This is a genomic window from Bacillus sp. LQ01, assembly GCF_057624735.1.
In genome coordinates this window covers 83,815-104,564 of sequence record NZ_JBYEZL010000008.1, presented here as the reverse complement: position 1 = coordinate 104,564, position 20,750 = coordinate 83,815, and the positions used below count along the sequence as shown (strand labels likewise).

Annotated in this window: 19 protein-coding genes and 1 pseudogene; 18 read left to right on the top strand and 2 right to left on the bottom strand. The window is 31.7% G+C overall.

Going from position 1 to position 20,750, the window contains the following annotated elements:
• The first annotated feature begins 407 nt into the window (after positions 1 to 407).
• From AC22L0_RS27505 to AC22L0_RS27440, 14 genes are all read left to right on the top strand, one after another.
• A complete protein-coding gene (locus AC22L0_RS27505; protein ID WP_087966378.1) occupies positions 408 to 914 on the top strand; it encodes a GNAT family N-acetyltransferase in 507 nt (168 codons plus the stop codon).
• 242 nt (positions 915 to 1,156) lie between these two features.
• Entirely contained in the window at positions 1,157 to 2,089 is a 933-nt protein-coding gene (locus tag AC22L0_RS27500) for a transglycosylase SLT domain-containing protein (protein WP_139894856.1), read from the top strand.
• Positions 2,090 to 2,858: 769 nt separating this feature from the next.
• Positions 2,859 to 3,752, top strand: a complete 894-nt coding sequence (locus AC22L0_RS27495; protein ID WP_087965305.1) for a hypothetical protein — start codon at positions 2,859 to 2,861, stop codon at positions 3,750 to 3,752.
• Positions 3,753 to 3,922: 170 nt separating this feature from the next.
• Positions 3,923 to 4,399: a GNAT family N-acetyltransferase gene (locus tag AC22L0_RS27490; protein WP_080495052.1), complete on the top strand. Its 477-nt coding sequence runs from the start codon at positions 3,923 to 3,925 to the stop codon at positions 4,397 to 4,399.
• A 713-nt stretch (positions 4,400 to 5,112) separates the two neighbouring features.
• Positions 5,113 to 6,441, top strand: a complete 1,329-nt coding sequence (locus tag AC22L0_RS27485; RefSeq protein ID WP_087965304.1) for a nucleotide sugar dehydrogenase — start codon at positions 5,113 to 5,115, stop codon at positions 6,439 to 6,441.
• 8 nt (positions 6,442 to 6,449) lie between these two features.
• Positions 6,450 to 7,607, top strand: coding sequence for a DegT/DnrJ/EryC1/StrS family aminotransferase (locus AC22L0_RS27480; RefSeq protein ID WP_087965302.1), 1,158 nt, complete (start codon positions 6,450 to 6,452; stop codon positions 7,605 to 7,607).
• Positions 7,608 to 7,613: 6 nt separating this feature from the next.
• The gene (locus AC22L0_RS27475) at positions 7,614 to 8,537 is read left to right on the top strand and encodes an NAD-dependent epimerase/dehydratase family protein (RefSeq protein WP_087965300.1); all 924 of its coding nucleotides are present in this window, start codon (positions 7,614 to 7,616) and stop codon (positions 8,535 to 8,537) included.
• Positions 8,512 to 9,753 (top strand): aminotransferase class V-fold PLP-dependent enzyme, encoded by a 1,242-nt coding sequence (locus AC22L0_RS27470; protein ID WP_087965298.1) that lies wholly within the window; start codon positions 8,512 to 8,514, stop codon positions 9,751 to 9,753. Before AC22L0_RS27475 ends, AC22L0_RS27470 begins: the two co-directional genes overlap by 26 nt.
• A gap of 11 nt (positions 9,754 to 9,764) precedes the next feature.
• The gene (locus tag AC22L0_RS27465) at positions 9,765 to 10,646 is read left to right on the top strand and encodes a peptidoglycan bridge formation glycyltransferase FemA/FemB family protein (protein ID WP_087965296.1); all 882 of its coding nucleotides are present in this window, start codon (positions 9,765 to 9,767) and stop codon (positions 10,644 to 10,646) included.
• Between the two features lie 3 nt (positions 10,647 to 10,649).
• Positions 10,650 to 11,339: a WbqC family protein gene (locus tag AC22L0_RS27460; protein ID WP_074593164.1), complete on the top strand. Its 690-nt coding sequence runs from the start codon at positions 10,650 to 10,652 to the stop codon at positions 11,337 to 11,339.
• A 6-nt stretch (positions 11,340 to 11,345) separates the two neighbouring features.
• Positions 11,346 to 12,023 carry a PIG-L deacetylase family protein gene (locus AC22L0_RS27455; protein ID WP_071732404.1) on the top strand — a complete coding sequence of 226 codons (678 nt, stop codon included), beginning with the start codon at positions 11,346 to 11,348 and terminating at the stop codon, positions 12,021 to 12,023.
• A gap of 11 nt (positions 12,024 to 12,034) precedes the next feature.
• On the top strand, positions 12,035 to 12,970 hold the full coding sequence (locus tag AC22L0_RS27450; protein ID WP_087965311.1) for a TIM barrel protein: 936 nt from the start codon (positions 12,035 to 12,037) through the stop codon (positions 12,968 to 12,970).
• 132 nt (positions 12,971 to 13,102) lie between these two features.
• A complete protein-coding gene (locus AC22L0_RS27445) occupies positions 13,103 to 14,476 on the top strand; it encodes a M28 family metallopeptidase (protein WP_087965294.1) in 1,374 nt (457 codons plus the stop codon).
• Positions 14,477 to 14,583: 107 nt separating this feature from the next.
• Positions 14,584 to 15,858 carry an MDR family MFS transporter gene (locus AC22L0_RS27440; RefSeq protein WP_087965292.1) on the top strand — a complete coding sequence of 425 codons (1,275 nt, stop codon included), beginning with the start codon at positions 14,584 to 14,586 and terminating at the stop codon, positions 15,856 to 15,858.
• A gap of 168 nt (positions 15,859 to 16,026) precedes the next feature.
• On the opposite strand, the gene AC22L0_RS27435 is transcribed toward AC22L0_RS27440, so the two are convergent.
• The gene (locus AC22L0_RS27435) at positions 16,027 to 16,494 is read right to left on the bottom strand and encodes an RsfA family transcriptional regulator (protein WP_087965290.1); all 468 of its coding nucleotides are present in this window, start codon (positions 16,492 to 16,494) and stop codon (positions 16,027 to 16,029) included.
• 353 nt (positions 16,495 to 16,847) lie between these two features.
• Between AC22L0_RS27435 and AC22L0_RS27430 the strand changes: the two genes are divergently transcribed.
• The 4 genes from AC22L0_RS27430 (at position 16,848) to hepT (ending at position 20,232) form a co-directional block, all read left to right on the top strand.
• Positions 16,848 to 18,494: a S8 family peptidase gene (locus AC22L0_RS27430; RefSeq protein WP_087965288.1), complete on the top strand. Its 1,647-nt coding sequence runs from the start codon at positions 16,848 to 16,850 to the stop codon at positions 18,492 to 18,494.
• A gap of 210 nt (positions 18,495 to 18,704) precedes the next feature.
• Positions 18,705 to 19,052, top strand: a complete 348-nt coding sequence (locus AC22L0_RS27425) for a YxeA family protein (RefSeq protein WP_087965286.1) — start codon at positions 18,705 to 18,707, stop codon at positions 19,050 to 19,052.
• A gap of 369 nt (positions 19,053 to 19,421) precedes the next feature.
• Positions 19,422 to 19,829 carry a type VII toxin-antitoxin system MntA family adenylyltransferase antitoxin gene (gene mntA / locus AC22L0_RS27420; protein ID WP_000577226.1) on the top strand — a complete coding sequence of 136 codons (408 nt, stop codon included), beginning with the start codon at positions 19,422 to 19,424 and terminating at the stop codon, positions 19,827 to 19,829.
• Positions 19,819 to 20,232, top strand: coding sequence for a type VII toxin-antitoxin system HepT family RNase toxin (hepT, locus tag AC22L0_RS27415; protein WP_000787540.1), 414 nt, complete (start codon positions 19,819 to 19,821; stop codon positions 20,230 to 20,232). Before mntA ends, hepT begins: the two co-directional genes overlap by 11 nt.
• 123 nt (positions 20,233 to 20,355) lie before the next feature.
• Here hepT and AC22L0_RS27410 read toward each other — a convergent pair.
• Positions 20,356 to 20,705: pseudogene (locus AC22L0_RS27410) on the bottom strand (transposase); the annotation flags it as partial.
• Positions 20,706 to 20,750 lie beyond the last annotated feature (45 nt).

Sequence of the window (20,750 nt, the reverse complement as noted above, 5' to 3'; positions counted from 1 at the left end):
TACATACGGTATAACGAAAATGTTGAATTTCTGTAGTTTTGAAAAATAGGTTGTCAATTTACATGTTAATAAACCTGTTCTGTAGGGTTCTTTAACGGGCTACCTATATTTTTTCTTGAAATATAATGATACCGTCAGTTATTAACAATAATAGCTAAGAAAAAACTACTTTTTTAATTCACATAATTTTCAAAAATAAATCCCGTGGATGTTAATATTTGTTATATAATATATTTGTCAAAGCATTACCCCTAAAGTTTCTACAGTCAATCTGTAAGATAGTTTGTTTGGCCCGTATATTCACCTTAAACTAAAAAGAACTTGTAGAGAGTCCTACAAGTTCTTTTTGTTTTAAGGGTTGAATGTGGATTTAAAATATAGTTGCAATTCTTTGAGGGGGAAAAGTAATGTTTATAGAAACAGAAAGATTATTAATACGAAAATTTGAGTTCAAAGATTGGCAAGCTGTTCATGAGTATACATCAGATATTAATGTAATGAAATACATACCTAAAGGGGTTTTTACTGAAAAAGGTGCAAGAAACTTTGTGAATGAAAATATTGGTGAAAACGCTAAGAACTTTCCTGTAGTATTAATTGATAAAGATATTCTGATTGGTCATATAGTTTTTCATAAATACTTTGGTGAGCATACTTATGAGATTGGTTGGGTGTTCAATCAAAAATATTTCAATAAAGGATATGCTTCTGAAGCAGCACAAGCTACATTAAAATATGGCTTTAAGGAAATGAAATTACATAGGATAATAGCTACATGTCAGCCACAAAATATCCCATCATATCGGGTGATGGAGAAGATTGGAATGAGAAGAGAAGGCTATTTCAGGAAGTGTATACCACATGGGAATGAATGGTGGGATGAATATTATTACGCTATTTTAGAAGAAGAGTAGTGTCTCAGAACGCATTATTTAAATTGAAGCTCCTATCTCTAAAGAGGCAAGTTGACTAACGTTAGTAGGATTCTTACTACCAAAGGCGGAGTCTATTTCTACTATGGCTGACGTGCAAGACCAGGGTGTCCCATTACCACTCTTGATTGCCTCTATGGATTCTTAAAATATAGAATATTATAAATATATTATAGTGAAATGTGTATAACTATAAATCATTAAATAGATTGGAGAATACTAGAATGAAAGTACAATTACTAAGAATAGGGATATTGGCTTGCTTCATGATATTCTGTTGGTCCTATGAAGATGTCTCTGCTGCATCTACGTGTGAGCCATATGGTGAAATTAAGCCGAACCAAAATCCCTCTCATCAGCACATAAATTGCCTACTAACGAACGCAGCATTAAAAGAAAATGTTCCTCCTGAAGTTGTAAAAGCTGTAGCTACACAAGAAAGTGGATGGAAACAATTTGATGGAAACGGCCAGCCAATCATAGCACAAGATGGTGGAATTGGGATTATGCAAATTACCAATCAATCTCAGTTCGATCAACAAAAGTTAAAATATGATATTAATTATAATATTGAAGCAGGTGTTAAAATTCTTCGTAGTATGTATCAGCGAACAGATCTACCTAAAGTAAAAGTTGCTGGACCAGAAATAATCGAAAACTGGTACTTCTCTGTTATGGCTTATAATGGAACAAAACCTGCAAACAGTCCTTTGTATAAAGCTACCGGTCAAAAAAATTTAAACGCTTACCAGGAAAAAGTGTTTTCTATTCTAGAACAATACAGTTTTTTAAATGATACAAAATTGGGGCAGTTTCCTTTCAGTACAGCTGATTTCGAATATGATCCTAACACGAGCACAAACATTATATTTAAAAAGAAGGAGTACACACTAACTAATCTACATCCTTCTATCTATCACCTAAAAACAGGTGATCAAGTACTTGTAACAAGAGATGGAGTAAATTTAAGATCTAAACCTACTTCCGCTTCAAATGGGAAACCATTAAGTAAAAATACGAACTTGATTATTCAAGGAAACGCAGCATATGATGAATCTGTAGATAGTAGCAATCAGTTTGTATGGTATCCAGTTAAAACTGCAGATCAAAAACTAGTAGGTTATATTTCTTCTACATATATTATGAAAAAATTATAATTTAAAATCAAACGGTGAAGATAATCACTGATAAAGATATGGTAGTGATAGGAACGGTTGAACCAAATATAGTTGTGGGTTCTGGTACAAAAAAATATTAAACTTGAACATACCGATACTGCTACTCTACAAAGGACTGTAACAGTTATGGAACAAAATGGTTGTTCAAGTGGAAGCATTTCGTTCCTAACTGTATTTTGTAAACAGTGAAATGATACAAGCGGTACAACTTGAATCTTCGTAAAGAAGCACCCCTGCGTGATATTACTTAGGAAAGTTTGGGAGGAAGTGAAGAGAGACGAGCTCCCAACGAAAGTAAAAGAAAGAATAGATATGAAATAATTAGTTACTTGTGATGGCGGATTCTCTTACATGGAGGAATCGCCGTTCTTTTTATTTACAATGAGAAACGCATGTTAGGGTGAATATTGAGGTTAATTGGAATGCCAGACTGATCGATACATTGAACGTATCAATTATTGATTTATATAAGTACCTATACATACCAGGTTAACGAAATTTTGTTCATTTGTTTTCATTAGAGGTGCATCTCGGGGAAAGAAGAAAGTGTGCAAAAGAAGTGCTAGAAAGCCGTAGCGTGTTTGAGAGAATTAAACTCGTAAGATATCTCGTAATAGATAGCATAATAGAGAATTAAATCGTTGTATATTTTAATATATTGTTATAATATTACGAAAGGGAATAAGGTAATATAAGGTAAATACGCTAATGTTATTGTATAAATATAGCGCAAACAGGGAGAATGAACATGAAAAAGTATCTAGTAGCAGGATTATTGTTGTCAAGTTTATTAGTGGGGTGTGGTCAGGAGAACGCCTCTACCAAGAAAGAAACGCCTAAGAGTGAGCAGGAAGTGAAGAAGGACCCGCAAGCCAATAAGAAGGTAGACGAAACAAAGCGTGATGAATTAAAGGACACGGAAAAGTTGGATGATAATGTGCCAAAGGATAATGAAAACAAAGCGCTTGATACGAAAAATAGTGAAGATAAAGTTGATATTGTGCAGTATCAGCTTCCATCAGATGAAAGTAGTTCTACGATGCCTGTGGATTACTTTGAAGCACTTGAACATGGTATGCCATATGAAGAAGTAGCTAAGGCGTTACACCGTAATGCGACAAGTGCAATTAAAACTAAGAAATTTGATACTGAATTAATTGAATATACTTATGAGGCGCCAGAAGCGGTGATACAAGTTCAATTTAAGGATGGTAATTTATTTGGTGCGGAATATGTTGGTCAAGATAAGGAAATGTATTCAGTTATTCCTGTTGGATGGGATGTAAAAAATAATCGTTGGGATGAAGAGAGAAACGTAGGCTTGCAATCTAGTGAGAGTAAGTCAAACAATCACAAGTCTGAAGGTAAGAATGTTGAAGCAAATGATAAGCCCGCATCTAGTACAGCAGGTGTAAAGGCAAATAAAAAGCCCGGAGAATTTACTACGAATCATAAACCTAATAATAACGAAGTTGAACAACATCATAATAAGGAACAGCAACGTGAGGAAATAGAAGAATTTAAGCCGAGTGATGCAGACATGGAACGCATTAAACGACAAGAAGACCGTTGGAATACGCCATCAGGTGGGTTTGGTGCTACATGGCAGCAAGAAATGGAAGAGATGAAAAAACAGAAATAAAACAACATAAACACCTATTATACGGATTAAGTGAATTTAAAGTAAGAAATTTATAGTTTTTATCATCACTCTGTCTATTACAAAATATTAATATTGTTGTTGATATTGTCTTATAAGAAGGAATTCATTTAAGATATTAATTGAAAATATTAATTGGGAGGATGTTAGAAATGGAATTAAATAATGGGGATGGAATTAGTATAGAAAAAAGTACAAGTATTAACATGGAAGAAATGGAGTTATTATTGCTAGCTGATCCCTCAACAGAAGTAGTTAATGGATATCTTAAAAAGGGAGATTGTTTTGTTTTAAAAAAAGGTGCTGTTACTGTAGGTATTATGATTTTAATTCCTAACCGAACTGAAACAATTGAGATTATAAATATAGCAGTTTCCGAAAAAGAGCAAGGAAAAGGATATGGGAAATACCTACTTAGATTTGCTATAGATTATGCTAAAAAAGAAAAATATAAAACTATAGAAATAGGCACAGGAAATTCTAGTTTAATGCAACTAGGCCTTTATCAAAAATGTGGTTTTAGAATAACCAGTGTGGATAAGGACTTTTTCTTACAAAACTATAATGAAGAAATATATGAAAATGGTATTCAATGTATGGATATGATTAGGTTAACGCAAAATTTATAAAAATTATTTGTACATAAAAATCGCAACCCCCATTAAATGTAGAGGGTTGCGATTTTTTTTGATGTAAAGCGTCATTATGATTTGTGGGTAGTATTAAGGAGTTTATGTATTTGAGAATTATTACAAAATCAACAAGTGTTAATAAATTGATCTGTTATGTCAACAATTTGAATATATTTCAAATTGTTTTTTATAATTCAGATAGATCTTTTTCCATTAATTTTAATAAAAAGTAAAAAATATGAAACTCATGCATTTTAGTTATGGTTAAATGTTCATTTAAATCACTAAACGATGGGATTTATTGGATAATTATAAGCGTAATTTTTTCTTTATTCAAGGATGAAAATCGTACTAAATGTAGACATAACAACTATTATATTGTTTTAATGATATAAAAATATTTAGTTTTTTTAAAAATAAATTTTCTGAATTATAAATATTATTATATATTGAGAAAGTAAAAAAATAGAAAAATATCAATTGAATCCCAAAAAATAACGTGTGAATATTATAGATATAAATTACACCTTGATATTTCGCATGAATTTCTACAAATTTAGATGTTTATTAAATTAGGAGGATTGATAGTGCCAAAAATGTAGTTTGTTGCTAATTCAGTATTTTATATGCATCCATGGGATTTTAGAACGCACAGTTATTATTTGCTAGTAAGCATTTTAATATCAAATCTTTTGGGGAAGTGATAAGTAATGGTCACAGTATTAAATAATGAAACTAAAAGTTTATTAGTTGAAAAAATTGCAAATAAAAATGCGTGTATTGGATATGTAGGCCTAGGTTATGTTGGACTACCATCAGCTCTTAAATGTTTAGAAGTAGGTTATGCGGTAAGAGGTTTTGATAAAAACTCAGCAAAAATAAGAAAACTAGAACGTGGAATAAGTTATATCAGCGATATTCAAGATACTGAAATCCAAGATGCTTTACATACAAATAGATTTTTTGTTAGTACAGAAATGAATGATATAAACGAATGTGATGTTGTAGTTATATGTGTTCCTACACCATTAGAAAGAACTAGTAAACAACCAGATTTAACATATATTCATTCAGCAGTTGATGAAATAGTTAAATACATTAAAAAAGGTACATTAATTATCTTAGAAAGTACTACTTATCCAGGTACTACAAGGGAAGAAGTTTTATACAAATTAGAACAGAAAACTAATTTTAAAATTGGTGTAGATATATTTGTAGTATACTCTCCAGAGCGAATCGATCCTGCAAATCAATCGTTTTCAATTCAAGATATTATAAAAATCGTAGGTGGAGTTACATCTAATTGTACCGATTGTGCAGCAGCCTTCTATAGTAATTTAATTAAGGATATTCATAAGGTAAGCAGTCCAGAAGTAGCAGAGACAGCTAAGTTATTAGAAAATACGTATCGTTTTATAAATATTGCTTTTATTAATGAAATGACACAAATTTGTAATGAGTTAAACATAAATATCTGGGAAGTAATTGATGCCTCAGGAACTAAGCCATTTGGATTTCAAAAATTCTATCCTGGTCCTGGCGTAGGAGGACACTGTATTCCGATTGATCCTATTTATTTTAAGTGGATTGCAAATAATAAGGATTTAGCGACAAAAATGATTGATGTGGCAAGAGAAATTAATGAAAACATGCCTAAGTATGTTCTTAATAGAGCACTACAGTTACTAGATGATAAAGATGGTAAGGATATTCTTATGGTTGGTGTTGCATATAAAAAGAATGTTAATGATGCTAGGGAATCGCCAGCTTTGGATATTATGAATGATTTAATGATAGAAGACTATAACGTGGATTATTACGATCCGTTTATAGAGGAACTCATTGTGGGCGATAACACATTGAAAAAATCTATAGATTTAAACATAAGTCAATTAGACAAATACACTTTAATTATTGTTCATACAGATCATGATTGCATTAATTTTAAATTGCTTAATGAGGTAAATTGTTTAATTTTAGACACAAGAAACATATTTAAAGATGAATCAGTATATAAAAAAAATATTATAAGTTTGTAGGTGATTACATGGTAGGGTTTATTCCTTTTTATCGACCAGAAATCAATGATGAAGATATAGATAGGGTAGTTTCTGCCCTTAAATCTGGATGGCTTTCAAAGGGGCCAAAAGTAATAGAGTTTGAAGAGAATTTAAAAGAATATCTGAATACTGAACATGTAGTAAGTTGTAATTCAGGGACTGCCGCATTACATTTAGCATTACTGTCTCTGGGAGTTGGATTAGAAGACGAAGTAATAGTTCCAAGTTTTACTTTTTGTTCAAGTGTAAACGTTATTATGCATGTAGGTGCAAAACCTGTATTTGTAGACATAGATGAAGAGGATTTATGTCTTGATCTTCAAGATGTTAAAAGAAAAATCACTAAAAAAACGAAAGCAATTATTGCAGTTCACTTTGCTGGATACCCGGCTAAATTAAAAGAACTTCAAAAATTATGTAAAGAATACGGATTGTTTTTGATAGAGGATGCAGCGCATGCATTAGGAACAAAATATGATAATACTTTAATTGGTACACATGGAGATGTCATTTGTTTTAGTTTTTATGCAACAAAAAATATAACAACAGGTGAAGGCGGAGCGTTAGTCACTAAAAATGAATCGATTGCTGAAAAAGCTAGATTATATGGTTGGCATGGTATCACGAAAAATGCATGGAATCGTTATGGTGAAGAAGGAAGCTGGCGTTATGATGTTCTATTACCTGGGTTTAAATATAACATGATGGATCTACAAGCTAGTTTGGGTATTAGTCAGTTAAAAAGAGCTGATGAAATGATTGAAAAACGCAAGAGAATAGCTGAAAGGTACCAAGAGGAATTAAAAGAGGTTCAAGAATATATAACGTTACCTAATTATACTAACGATCCAAGTGTAAAACACGCATGGCATTTATTTGTTATAAAAATTAATTCTAATTCTCCTGTTAGTAGAGATCAGGTAATTCAAGAAATGAAAAAGAGAAATATTGGGCTTAGTGTTCACTTTATTCCTGTTCATATGCACCCGTATTATGAAGAGAGATTTAACGTATATTTACCTAAAACGGAAGAGATATTTAATCAAATTATTTCATTACCACTGTATAGTGCTCTTACAGACAATGAAGTTGAACATATAATAACGTCTTTAAAAAGTCTATATCAATTAAAAATAGGGAGGTAAATATTTATGAAAATTGGAGTTATTGGTGGCAGCGGATTTATTGGTAAGCATGTTACAAAGGAGTTACTAGCAAGGGGTTATGAAGTAGTTATATTTGATAAATTTAATCCAAGTATTGATGTTCCTTTTAAGGAAATTGATATTTTAGATATTGCAACATTAAGAGAAAATCTTATTAATATCAATGGGGTAATTCATTTAGCTGCATTAGTGGGTGTTGATAATTGCCGTTTAAATGAAGAAGAGGTAGTGAGGGTGAACTTTGAAGGTACGAAAAATATTGTACAGGTTTGTAGCGAAAATGGTATAGAGAAATTATTGTTTTCTTCCAGTTCAGAGGTATATGGGGATGGCGTGAGTGTTCCGTTTAAAGAAAATGATATTAAAATGCCAAAATCAGCTTATGGAAAAGCTAAATTAATGTCCGAAGATTATTTGAAAGAATATGCTAGTGATAGTTTGAAAATCAGAGTGGTACGTTATTTTAATGTATACGGTTCACAACAAAATGATAACTTTGTAATTTCTAAGTTTTTAAAACAAGCTCATAGTGGTGAAGATATTACTATTTATGGAGATGGACAGCAAATTAGATGTTTTAGTTATATAAGTGATATTGTTAACGGAACTATACTAGCCTTTGAATATGAAGGAGAGAAATTTGCAGATTTTAATGTTGGCAATAACAAACCTATATCTATGGAAGAACTAGCAATAAAAATTAATGAATTAATGGGCAATAAAAGTAAAATTAAATTTCTTGATTTAGGTGAAGAGGGAGTCAGAAATTCTAGCATTGAAATCTTTAGAAGAATCCCTTCAATAGAGAAAGCTAAATTATTTTTAAACTATCAACCAATTATTTCATTAGATAAAGGACTAGAGATAATAATAGGGGAGAAGTATGGAAACACAGTATCTATATCCTAAGAATCCAAAGAAAATTAAGTATCCCATATATTCTTCTCTTTGGAGTATATCTGATCATGTATTTTTTTTGAAAAGTGTATATAGACCTACTGATTCTAACCTTAAAAAAAGTCTTCAAGCTTTTTATCCGGATGCAGAAATTGTATTAACTAATAGCGGTACATCTGCATTAGTAGTTGGTTTAAAGTACCTAAAAGTAGCAAAGGGAGATGAAGTGATTCTATCAAACTTTAATTGTCCTAATGTGATAGAAGCATTATTAACGGTGGGAGCAAAACCTGTATTAATTGATTTAAACACTAATCATTCAATTTCTCTTAATAAAATAAAAAAACATTTGAATGCTAATACAAAGGCAATTATTCTTACGCACTTGTATGGATGTCATGATGATTTAGAAATTATTGACTGGGCTAGAGAAAATAATATTTATATCATCGATGATGCTGCACAAGCAATGTTTTCTTATCAAAATGGAAAGCCAGTTGGTAGTTTAGGTGACATTGGTATTTTAAGTTTTGGGGGAACTAAACCAATCCCAAGTATAGGGGGAGGAGCGTTACTTCTTAATTGTACAATAAGTGAATTGTGTGACATGGATGAAGAAAAGAAGGAAGAAGTGATTTTAGATTATAAGAATCATTTAAAAACACAATTAGGTATAAGAATAAAAAAGAGTAGAGTACTGAGCTTATTTACTAATTATTGGAGGAAATTAGAGATTCTGCCCTCCTATAATAATAGTAAATTAGATTCTTTACCGGAGAAAACGGAAGTTATAAATCCAAAAAGAATGTCTATAGTACGTTCATTGTTAATTGATAAACACCTACAGAAAACAAAGAAGATTTTAGAAATAAATATATGCAACGCTAGTCTGTGTTATACAATGCTGCAGGAAATTGAAGAAAAGTATGGCGTTCAGATTATATTTTCAGCTCAGAATGTTTATTTAAACTATTTTACCATTATATTCAAAGAATCATCTGATAGGTATGAGTGTTCTGTACATTTAGCGAAAAAAGGTATACAAACTTGTTGGAACTATTTACCTCTGAGTGAAATCCCTATTTTTTCGAAGTACGCAACCGAGACAGAAAATATAGATTTTTTATGGCCAAGGGTATTATCAATACCTTTTAAATATCCTTTAGTAGACAAGGACCTTAAGTATATATGTAGTCAAATTCTAAAATATTTAGAGAATAAGAATTAAAAGGTGATTATATGGAAATCGAAATATGTACTGACGCCCAATATTGGGATGCCTGTATGGAAGAATACAATGGTTCTGTATTTCATAGTTACGAATGGGGAAAGTTAATGGAATTATTACCTGGTGTTCAATTTTTCCCAGTACTAATAGAAACACGAGATACAGTAGTTTTAACTCCTATGTATGTACAGAATGGTAGGCTTTTGGGAAGTTTAATTGGTTATGGAGGCCCAATAATAATTGGCCAAGATAAAATAGATTTTTCAGTTTATGAATCCATAATAAATAAGAAATTTGAAAATAAAATTCAAAAGCTTTTATTACCTATAACGATAAATCCTTTTCAAAGTTATAGTAAGGAAAAGTGGGATTATAAAGAAACTTATATGTTAGATCTACCAAATAAGTTTGAGGATTTATGGACATCGTGTTCTGGGAAAGCTAGGACAAGTGTTAGGTATGCACGTAAACAGAATGTTGAAATTCGACCTATAACTGTAGCGGAATTAGATGAGTTTTACCAATTATATCAAGAACATAATAACAGTATAGGAGCGAGTTATTCATTTAGTAGAGAGTTTTTTTATCATTTAGTTCTTAATTTACAAGAAAAAATCCTTTTTTTAGGGGCATTCTTAGAAGAAGAACTAATTAGTTCCAGCCTTTTTATAATGGATAAACAGGTTTTATATTACTGGATTAATATTAATAATACCAAAGGGAAAAATTCGCAATCCTCATATTTACTACTAAATGATGCGTTTGAATTAGCAATTCATAATAAATTAAAGTATGCGGATTTAGGATATTCACATAATAAAGAGATTGCTAGACCTAAGATATACTGGGGGGCAGCTTTGAAAAAATGTTTTTGTTTAAAAGAGAGGATTTAAACTATGATTATTAGTGGCCACCAACCAAGTTATTTACCTTGGTATGGTTTTTTTGAAAAAATTCATAAATCAGATGTGTTTGTATTTCATGATATAGCACAATTTGAAAAAAAAGGTTTTTTAAATAGGAACCGCATTAAAACTTCACAAGGAGCATCTTGGCTAACGGTTCCAATACAAATGAAGAATTATAAAGAAATTCCATTTAATAAGTTAAAGATAGACAATACTCAAGACTGGGAACGGAAGCATTGGAAAACGATAAGAATTAATTATTCTAATGCACCTTATTTTAATGTATATAAGGATTATTTAGAAAGTTTTTATTCAGAAGATTGGATTAATTTAAATGATATGAACATGAGTTTTATTCATTTTATTATCCGTGAATTAAACATTGATACGGAACTATATTATGTATCAGACCTAGAAGGAATTACAGGTAAGAAAAGTGATTTTGTATTAGAGTTGTGTCAGAAATTTAATGCCAGTACTTATTATTCTGGAAGTTTAGGGCAAGATTATTTAAACGAAAATGACTTTGAGAATGAGAATATAGAAATTATCTACCAAAGAATAAGAGATTATTCCTACAAGCAATTATTTGGGGAATTTATACCACATTTATCTATTTTAGATATTTTACTAAATTGTGGGCCAAAGGAAACAGAAAAATTAATTAAAGGAGTCTAAAATTATATGAATGTACTTGTATTTGCCGCTCATCCGGATGATGAAATAATTGGTGTTGGTGGAACAATAGCGAAACACGTGAAACAAGGTGATGATGTACATGTTGTAATACTTGCAGAGGGAAAATCTTCTAGAGCTAAAGAATATAAAGAGCTAGATTTAGAGGTTAAGAACTTATCTTATAAAGAAACAGAGGGGGCATGTACTACACTTGGTGTAAAGAGTTTTGCAAGACTAGATTTCCCTGATAATCGTCTTGATACATTACCCTTACTTGATGTAGTGAAAGAGATTGAACATCACATTGAAAAAATAAATCCTACAATTATTTATACTCAATATGGTGGAGATATAAATATTGATCATACTGTTGTTTACAGAGCAGTAATGACAGCGACACGCCCTCTGCCAGATACTAATATCAAATGGGTATTTGCATATGAAACTTTATCTTCTACAGAGTGGAATTATAATGAAAAAGATAAGTTCCTTCCTAATTATTTTGTGAATATTGAAGATCATTTGGAGGAGAAATTAAGTGCGATGAGACATTATGAATCTGAGTTAAGGGAATTTCCTCATCCACGCTCTATAGAAGCAATGAGACATAACGCATTTGTATGGGGTGCCAAATCTGGATACCAAGCGGCTGAGGCATTTATGTTAGTAAGGGGGACATGGTAGGTGAAGAGAATATGTTAATACCACAGGTCCCGTTCTTTGGTTTAGATAGTAAACAGATTGACTTAAAATGGGTTGAAAAAGGCTATGGATTAGAAGCAAATATTTTTGATGGGAAATCTTTATTTGATAACTCATATACAAAAAGGTTTTCTGAGGTCCTTTCTTTTGTTCAAACCCTTAATCCATCCTTGTTAACGCTGCATTTTCCTACTGATAATGCAGACTATCTCAATGATGAATTTATTAAAAAGCAACTATATGAATTTATTGACCTTGCTATAAAGTATAATGCATCAGGTATAACAGTGCATGCTAATCAATTTATGAATGTCGCGGAATTTCAAAACTATAATCTTCTTAATAATAGAAAAAGGATTATAGAGTTCTTTAATATGCTAGATGAAGAAATAAAAGGAACTGATATATGGATTGGCGTTGAAAACCTACCCATTATTGGAAACTTGGGCGATGATTTTGATCCTATATTTATATATCCCGAAGATTTTACGGATTTGGTTAATTTGGAGTTATCTAACGTTGGAATAACATGGGATATATGTCATTGGTCTATAACCTATCTTACACGTTTAGGTATTTCTAAATTATTAAGGCAAGAGGAAATTGAATATAAGGATTTTCATAAGTATTTAAGCTTAATGGAACATATTAAACATTTTCATTTTAGTTCTTTTAAACATTTAACGATTCCTTATAGTGAGGTACGTTGCTTTGAGGGAGAGAATCCGGTTGATGGATCTATTGATGAGAGTATATTACATGAAACTTTATTAAAATTGAAGAACAATACTTTGGATAAAAACATAGGTATTGTATTTGAGGTTCAGGAAACGGATTATACGAATAGAAAGAGGTCATGGGAGACTCTTAATTGGTTTCAAAAGAATATTGCTGGTATGCAAACAAAAATGAATTTTTTGGAGATATAAAAAGCAATATCAGTTTATTTATTTTTACATGCAATTTGAGTTAGAGATTATTTTAATGAACCTTTTCTTCTAAGTAAGTGTGTTAGGAGGGAAGGTTTTACTATTAATCTTTTTTAATTATAGGGAGGACAAATGAAGAAACTAATTCTGACAAAGAAGTCTATTGTAACTTTTGGGGTTTTATTGCTTTTCCTTTTTAGTAATTTATCTGGAAAAGTAATACCAGTACATGCTATGACTAAGAACGACCAAAGTTCTCTCATGGCAGATAAAGTTCGTGCTAGTCGAGCTATTGAACATACACGTTTTCTGTCTGAGAAAATTGGTCCACGTCCAAGTGGGACTAGGGAAGAACATAAAGCAGCTACATACATTGGAGATACATTGAAAAAATTAGGGTATGAAGTGGAGTATCAGGCATTTCCTGTACCAGATCAATATATTGGGAGTATCTCTTTTAGTATGTATGGGGAAAAAGAATGGCAAGTTGGAGCAGCATCTAATGCATCTATACCTAAAGATCCTGTCGTGGGGCAGGTAGTTTCTATAGGAAAAGAGAATGATATTAAAAATTCACCTGAACCAATTCATGGGAAAATAGTATTATTGGAACAAGCTGATACGTATGAGAAATATAATGAACAAGTTGAGTATGCAGCAGAAAAGGGAGCAAAAGCTGTATTGTTATATAGTACGATTGGGGATAGAGGCAACTATGGAGAAGCCTTTAACCCAGTTCTAAAAAAGAAACAAGAAATACCTGTATTTGGGCTTGCTTATAATCAGGGAATAAGAATGAAAGATAAGATAGTGCATAATAAAAATATAGTTAGTTTAAAGGCAAAACACGAAATGAATTTGAGTTCATTAAATGTTATTGCGAAAAAAAAGCCCAAATACAAGCCAGATAATGAGGATGTAGCAATAATGAGTGCTCATTATGATAGTGTTATCGGAGCACCTGGAGCAAATGACAATGCTTCCGGCGTAGGACTTTTATTAGAGTTAGCATACAATTTTAAAGATATAGAGACTAATAAAGAAATTCAATTCATAGCCTTTGGAGCAGAAGAAAATGAATCTTTAGGTGCTTACCATTATGTTAATCAGTTATCTACAACAGATAAGAAACATATTCTAGGGGTTTTTAATGCAGATATGATAGCGACTAGTTATCACCAGGCTAAGGATTTATATGCAATGACACTAGATGGTTCTCAAAATGAAGTAACAAATACTGCGGTAGCTACTAGTAAAGCATTAGGGAAATCGGTTGTATTAACTGGAAAGTTTGATTCTAGTGATCATGTACCATTTAACGAAGCTGGAATTTCCTCGGCACTATTTATTTGGATGGATGTAGAGAGCTGGAATCCTCTAATTTATCATGTTGAAAAGGTATTCCATACACCTCAAGATACCGTTTTAGAAAATATTTCTCCTCAACGTATGCAGGAGGCATTAGAAATTATAGGGACAAGTTTGTATTACTTTATCAAAAGATAGGTTTTTCGGAGGTTTCAGCATAGCCGACTAAATTTAGATTTTAATAATAATATAGTAAAACTTTTGTTGGGATAAAAATATACTTTGAGCATAGGCGAGGTAACTATATGAGGAGTACATGGAAAGAATTAAGGGGGATGGACCTTAATGTCTGGATCCGCTTTATCGGAGAAGCTTTAAATGGTATTGCAATGATGATGTTAATGCCATTTTTTGCATTATATTTGAAGGACAAAGTGGATTCTCTACTTGAGGTAGGTATAATTATAGCCTTATCTCCAATTGCAGCAAGTATTGGTTCATTAATTGGAGGGCATATAGCAGATACTTATGGTCGGAAACCAACTATGGTGCTCTCTATGGCAAGTAATGGGCTACTAATGCTTGTTTTTTTGTTTATTGATGGTTTTATAGCATATGCCATTTTATCTATTGGTTTAGGGCTATGTAATTCTTTCTTTGAACCAGCGGCATCTGCAATGGTTACCGATGTAACAGAACCCGAAAAAAGAACTGAGGCATATGGACTACTTAGAATGGCTCATAATATAGGAGCTGCGATAGGCCCTATCATTGGTGCAGCAGTTGTGGTTGTATCAAAAGATGTCATATTTTTGATTACTTCTGGAACCATGCTGTTTTATACAATATTAATGTTATTGTTTCTAAAGGAAACAAAACCTAAAAATATCATAATACATGAGGAAACACATAAACAGTCAATAAGATTTACGTTAAGAGTTGTTATAAGAGATAGAATATTTCTATTCTATATAGTGACGGGAATCATTATATTTATGGGATTCTCACAATCGGAAGGTATGTTACCACTTCATTTTAGTAATGAGGATACAATGATTTTTGGAAATAGTAATCCATTTCCATATTTAATGACTTTAAATGGCTTATTGGTTGTATGTTTTCAATTTCCTATTTCAAAGTGGTTAACTCACAAATCAATTGGTAAATCAATGCTATATGGTGCCATTCTTTTTGGCGTGGGCCTTTTAGCAATAGGATGGTTACCAAAGTGGTTTCAAGTAATAGACGCAAATGATTTAGTTATTCTAGGCTCATTATTAATAGCTTATACAGTTTATACAGTAGGGGAAATGATTATGTCACCTGTTCAAATGACATTTGTTGCTAATATAGCTCCAGAACATTTGAGGGGGACTTATATGGGAGCGGCTAATCTGCAATGGATTACAGGTAATGTATTTGGACCTCTTCTAGGTGGTGTATTACTGGATCAGCTTTTAGGGCATATGTTATTTACAATCTTAGGTGTAGGTTGTATTATTTCTGGATTTGTTTACTTACTTTTAGATAGACTTATTGAGAATAGAAGTAAAGAATTACCTATAAAACAAACATCTTAATTTTAATATTGTTAATGAGTTGAAAATTAAATTTTATGTTTTAAGAATTAAATAAAGTACACGTTTATTATTAGTAAACGTGTACTTTATTTATTAGTATTTAAATTAACTCATATATAAATTTTTTAGGTTACGACCTAAGTATATAAAAGTAATTTACTGTTTCTTTTAATCAATTATAACTAAACTTCTTGACCTATCAATATGATTAAGTAACATACGATACTCTTCTTCGTACATAGTTACACTTTGTAGAAGGGACTGGTTTTCTGCTTCTAAGTTTTTTACTTGGTTTTGTAAGTTTGTAAATTCATTTGTTTTTTTATAATTTTGTAGAAAGAGAATAATATCATCTAATGTCATAGATAAAGAGTTTGTTTCTTTTTTTGGTTGAGAGGGAGAAATATTGTTTCCCCCTTTTCGATTTTGTTTTGCTTGTTGTATTTCCTCTTGGTATTGTTTTCTCACGTATGAATTCCAACGAAATCCACAAGCTGCAGGTGTCCTATTTAGTAGTTTTGCTACTTCTTTGAATGCAGCTAACTGTGTTCCTCCGTTACGAATATTCTGGAGTACTGTTGATGCGAGAAGTGAATCGTTATCGTTAGTCCAGGAATCTTGCCTTGAGATTACCACGTTTTGACCTCCTTTACATGCTTTATATTACATATATGCAATTACCTATAATGATAGAAGCCTAACTTCTATTAAAATATTTAAGACTAATTGGATGTAATTAGACATTCTTTCTTTAAAATGCGAAATTTCATAAAAAATTAGATTGACTATTCGTTATAGTTGTAACTATAATGGTTACAGTTATGTAGCTAAATTAATAGGTTTGATGGTATGAAGTAGTTGTATTAATGATGGTTAAGCAAATATTAAAAAATGAACGGAGTTGGAAATATAAGAAGCTTATATAAATAAAGAATTAAGGCCATATAAAGCATTTTATAATCATATATAAATTAAAAGAGGTGCACATTTTGAAAATTTTTAAGGGAATTATAGTTTCTTCAATTGCATTAACAGCATTTAATGGGGTGGGTGGACTACTTCCAAGTGATAAATCAGAAGTTGCCTATGCAGCTAGTTACAATTATTCAAATAAGCAATTGAATTCTACTGTACATAAGCAAGTTACGAAACAATTAATTTTGAAATTTAGAAATGAGGCAAATTTGCCATATCAGGATGGAATAGAAAAATTCATTAAAGAAGAAAAACAAGATCCTGAATTAATTGGAATTTTAAACGAATACCCAAATGTAACTATAAATCGACTTTTTAGTTCTTTAAATCCTAAAGAAATTAAAAATTTAGGTAGAGAAATAAACGACTCCGAACATATTTCTTCCAATTTGCTAAACTATTATATTGTAGAAAACCAAGGTGATATTGATGTACAAGCCTTACTTGTAAAGTTTGAGAAATCATCTCTTATTGAAACGGCGTATTTACAGGAAGAAGAAACGCCACCTCAAGAGCGTTTACCAAATTTATCTGTTAATCCATATGATGAGCCTAGACTTACAAGACAAGGTTACCTTGAACCAGCACCATTAGGAATTAATGCACCTTATGCTTGGAGTATAAATGGTGGGGATGGAAAAGGAACTACTTTCGTAGATATGGAGTATGGTTGGTTACTAAGTCATGAAGATTTAGTGAATCAAAAGATTGAATTGATGTCCGGACAGAATAAGAGTGAACACCATGATCATGGTACCTCAGTATTGGGAATTGTTTCTGCAGAGGATAATAACATAGGTGGAATTGGGATTGCACCAAAGGCTAAGGTAAAGGCTGTATCCCAGATTAGGGATAACGGAACTTATAATACAGCTGATGCTATTTTAAGTGCGGTTAACAATATGCAAGCTGGAGATATTCTTTTACTAGAGGCACAAGCAACTTACGATGGATATGGAGATAAGAACTATTTTCCAGTGGAAGTAAAACCAGACATATTTGATGCAATTCGTATGGGAACAAATAAGGGAATTATTATTATTGAAGCAGGTGCAAATGGTGGAAATGACTTGGATCAATTTAGAGACCGTAATGGTAAACAAGTTTTAAATCGTAATAGTCCTGATTTTAAAGATTCAGGGGCAATTATGGTTGGGGCAGCTTCTGCAAGGGTTCCTCATAAACGTTCATATTTCTCTAATTACGGTAGTAGAGTGGATGTGTATGGATGGGGGAATGCAGTAGATACTACAGATGCTAAACCAAGTGAATTTATAACAAATCTATATACATCTAGTTTTGCTGGAACATCTAGTGCATCACCTATTATTGCTGGTGCTGCAGCATCAATTCAAGGAATTGCAAAAAATAATCAGGGGAGAGTATATACACCAAGACAGCTTAGGGATATTTTAAGTGATTCTAGCACCGGAACGAAATCTAATGATCCAACTTCTGATAAAATTGGTGTTTTACCTGACTTAAAAGCCATTTTGTCTAAACTTGGTTTTTCACCAAACTTAAGTAATGATTCTTCCATTGTATTTCCTGAGGAACAAGAAATAAATAAAGGAAATAAGGGAAATGAAGGATCTACTATTACATTCCCGAAAGAAGATACTGTTAATGAAGAGGACTCTAGCTTTATTTTCCCAGAATAATAGAAATACCTCCTATTAAGCATGGGGCAAAATAGTTTACTCAATAAGAATAAAGGATATGAATTCAATAGAAATATGAATTTATATCCTTTTTATTTTAAGCTGTTTTTACTACCTTACAAAAACGTAATGTTAGCGTAATGGAAATGAATTTTGGCAGCCAATAGATTAGGATATAATTTTTGTGAGAAAAGATATGAGGTGAATAATATGAAACAAATAGTGCTTATGTGTAGCGTTTTTGTGATGTTTACTGTGGTGTTATCCGGGTGTAATTTAAATCGTCTTGGTACAGATACATATTATGTGCAAATTACCAAGGATGGTGAAAAATTAAAAGAGAAAAATGTAAATGGGGATACGACTTACGAATATAAATTACCTGGATTTGATAAGGATGGTAATGAGAAAGAAATGGAGTTTACAGCGTTAAAAAATCTTCGTAAAGAAGCGTTTTTACGTATATATTACTCTGAGAAAAAAGGTGTGAAATCTTGGGAAGAAGTTAAAAAAGATGAACTCCCTACAAAGGTAAAAGAAAAAGTAAAGGTGGATTAATATATAATGCTTTGTTAGAGCAATATATCCTCAAACTATTAGAATGTATATTGTGAAATAGGCTAAAGTTCTTTAGAGTTGTTAAAGTAAGAGGCTGACAGTTATTGTCAGTCTTTTGCTTTTGCAGGAAGAAAATATAAAAGGTATTTAACAGGCAAGTGTTGGATTATTAACAATTATTTAAGATCCAAAGCTACAATATATCTACCCCTGAACTATAATAATTTTAGGTCAGAAATAAGCTTCTGATTTTGTGAGGAGTTAAGTACTAAAAAAGCTTAATTTTGTTTACGTATTTATAGTCGTTTAAAGGATTTATGATTGGTTATGATATAATAAAATTCAAGTACAATAAGGGGGATTAATTAAATGATTTTTCAAAGCATGATAACAGCTATTATAGAAAAATTACAAGAGACGGTGAATCCCTATTGGATAATTGTGTTTGGATCAACGGCTGAGAACAGAGAACGAGAAGATAGTGATATTGATATAGCTTATGTAAGTGACACAACATTAGGGAACTATGAACGTTTTTTATTAGCACAGGAGTTAGCTAACATTGTTCATAGAGATGTTGATTTAGTTGATTTATCCGAAGCTTCTACAGTTTTTCAAGCTCAGATTATACATACAGGTAAGACAATATTTTGTTCGGATGAAAAACGTAAGGTTATTTTTGAAATGAAAACCTTAAAAATGTATTCAAAATTGAATGAAGAACGACAGGTAGTATTTGATGATATAAAGAAAAGAGGTTCTATATATGAAGAATGAGGTTATTTTAAATAAAATTTCTACAATAGAGCGTTGTATAAAAAGAATCCAAGATGTGTATGGAAATGACCCTGAAAATTTAGAGGACTTTACAAAACAAGATTCAATAATATTGAATATACAAAGAGCTTGTGAAGCGAGTATTGATTTAGCAATGCATATTGTTGCAGGGAAAAAATTAGGATTACCCCAATCTAGTCGAGAGGCCTTTGATTTATTGGTTACAGCAGGATTACTTAGCGCTGATCTAGCAAATAAGTTAAAGGCGATGGTTGGATTTCGTAATATTGCTGTTCATGATTATCAAAGTGTAAATTTAGATATTGTTCGTCAAATTATTGAAAAACATTTAACTGATTTCAAACTATTTACGAAGGAAGTAATGGGGATATTGGAATTTTAGGCGAAAGAACAGAATAATAAAGCTGAGAGAGAAAGTAATTCTATGACTAAAAAACCAGCTATTGAAACAATTACTTAATTTCGTAAGAAGAAACGCGGTCATAAGATGAGTTTGTTTTTGATTTTAGTGAATAAAAACAACATAAAATAATAGAGTTTCAAAAAAATAGCCCTCCACCAGACCTTTTTTGGTCAGATGGAGGGCTATTTTTTTCATGTTTTGATAAGTTGCGGTGAGATAAGCCTGCATTTTGACAGACTTCAGCCCCCGAAATCGAGCATATCGATAGCCATGTAGTTCTTTGGCGTCCGCAAAGCTTCGCTCTATAGTTGAACAGCGTACTTTGAAAAACATACCTCACGTAGCGGACAAACAGCGTAGTCTTCTGGGTTGGATTTATATTGATGATATCCTTTATGATCCGTTGTCGCATACTCTAAAATACATCCCATGGGACAAGCAAATGCATTTATTTAATTGGCTTTTTGACCCTTTACGCTCCTTGAGGAAGGAGTCTT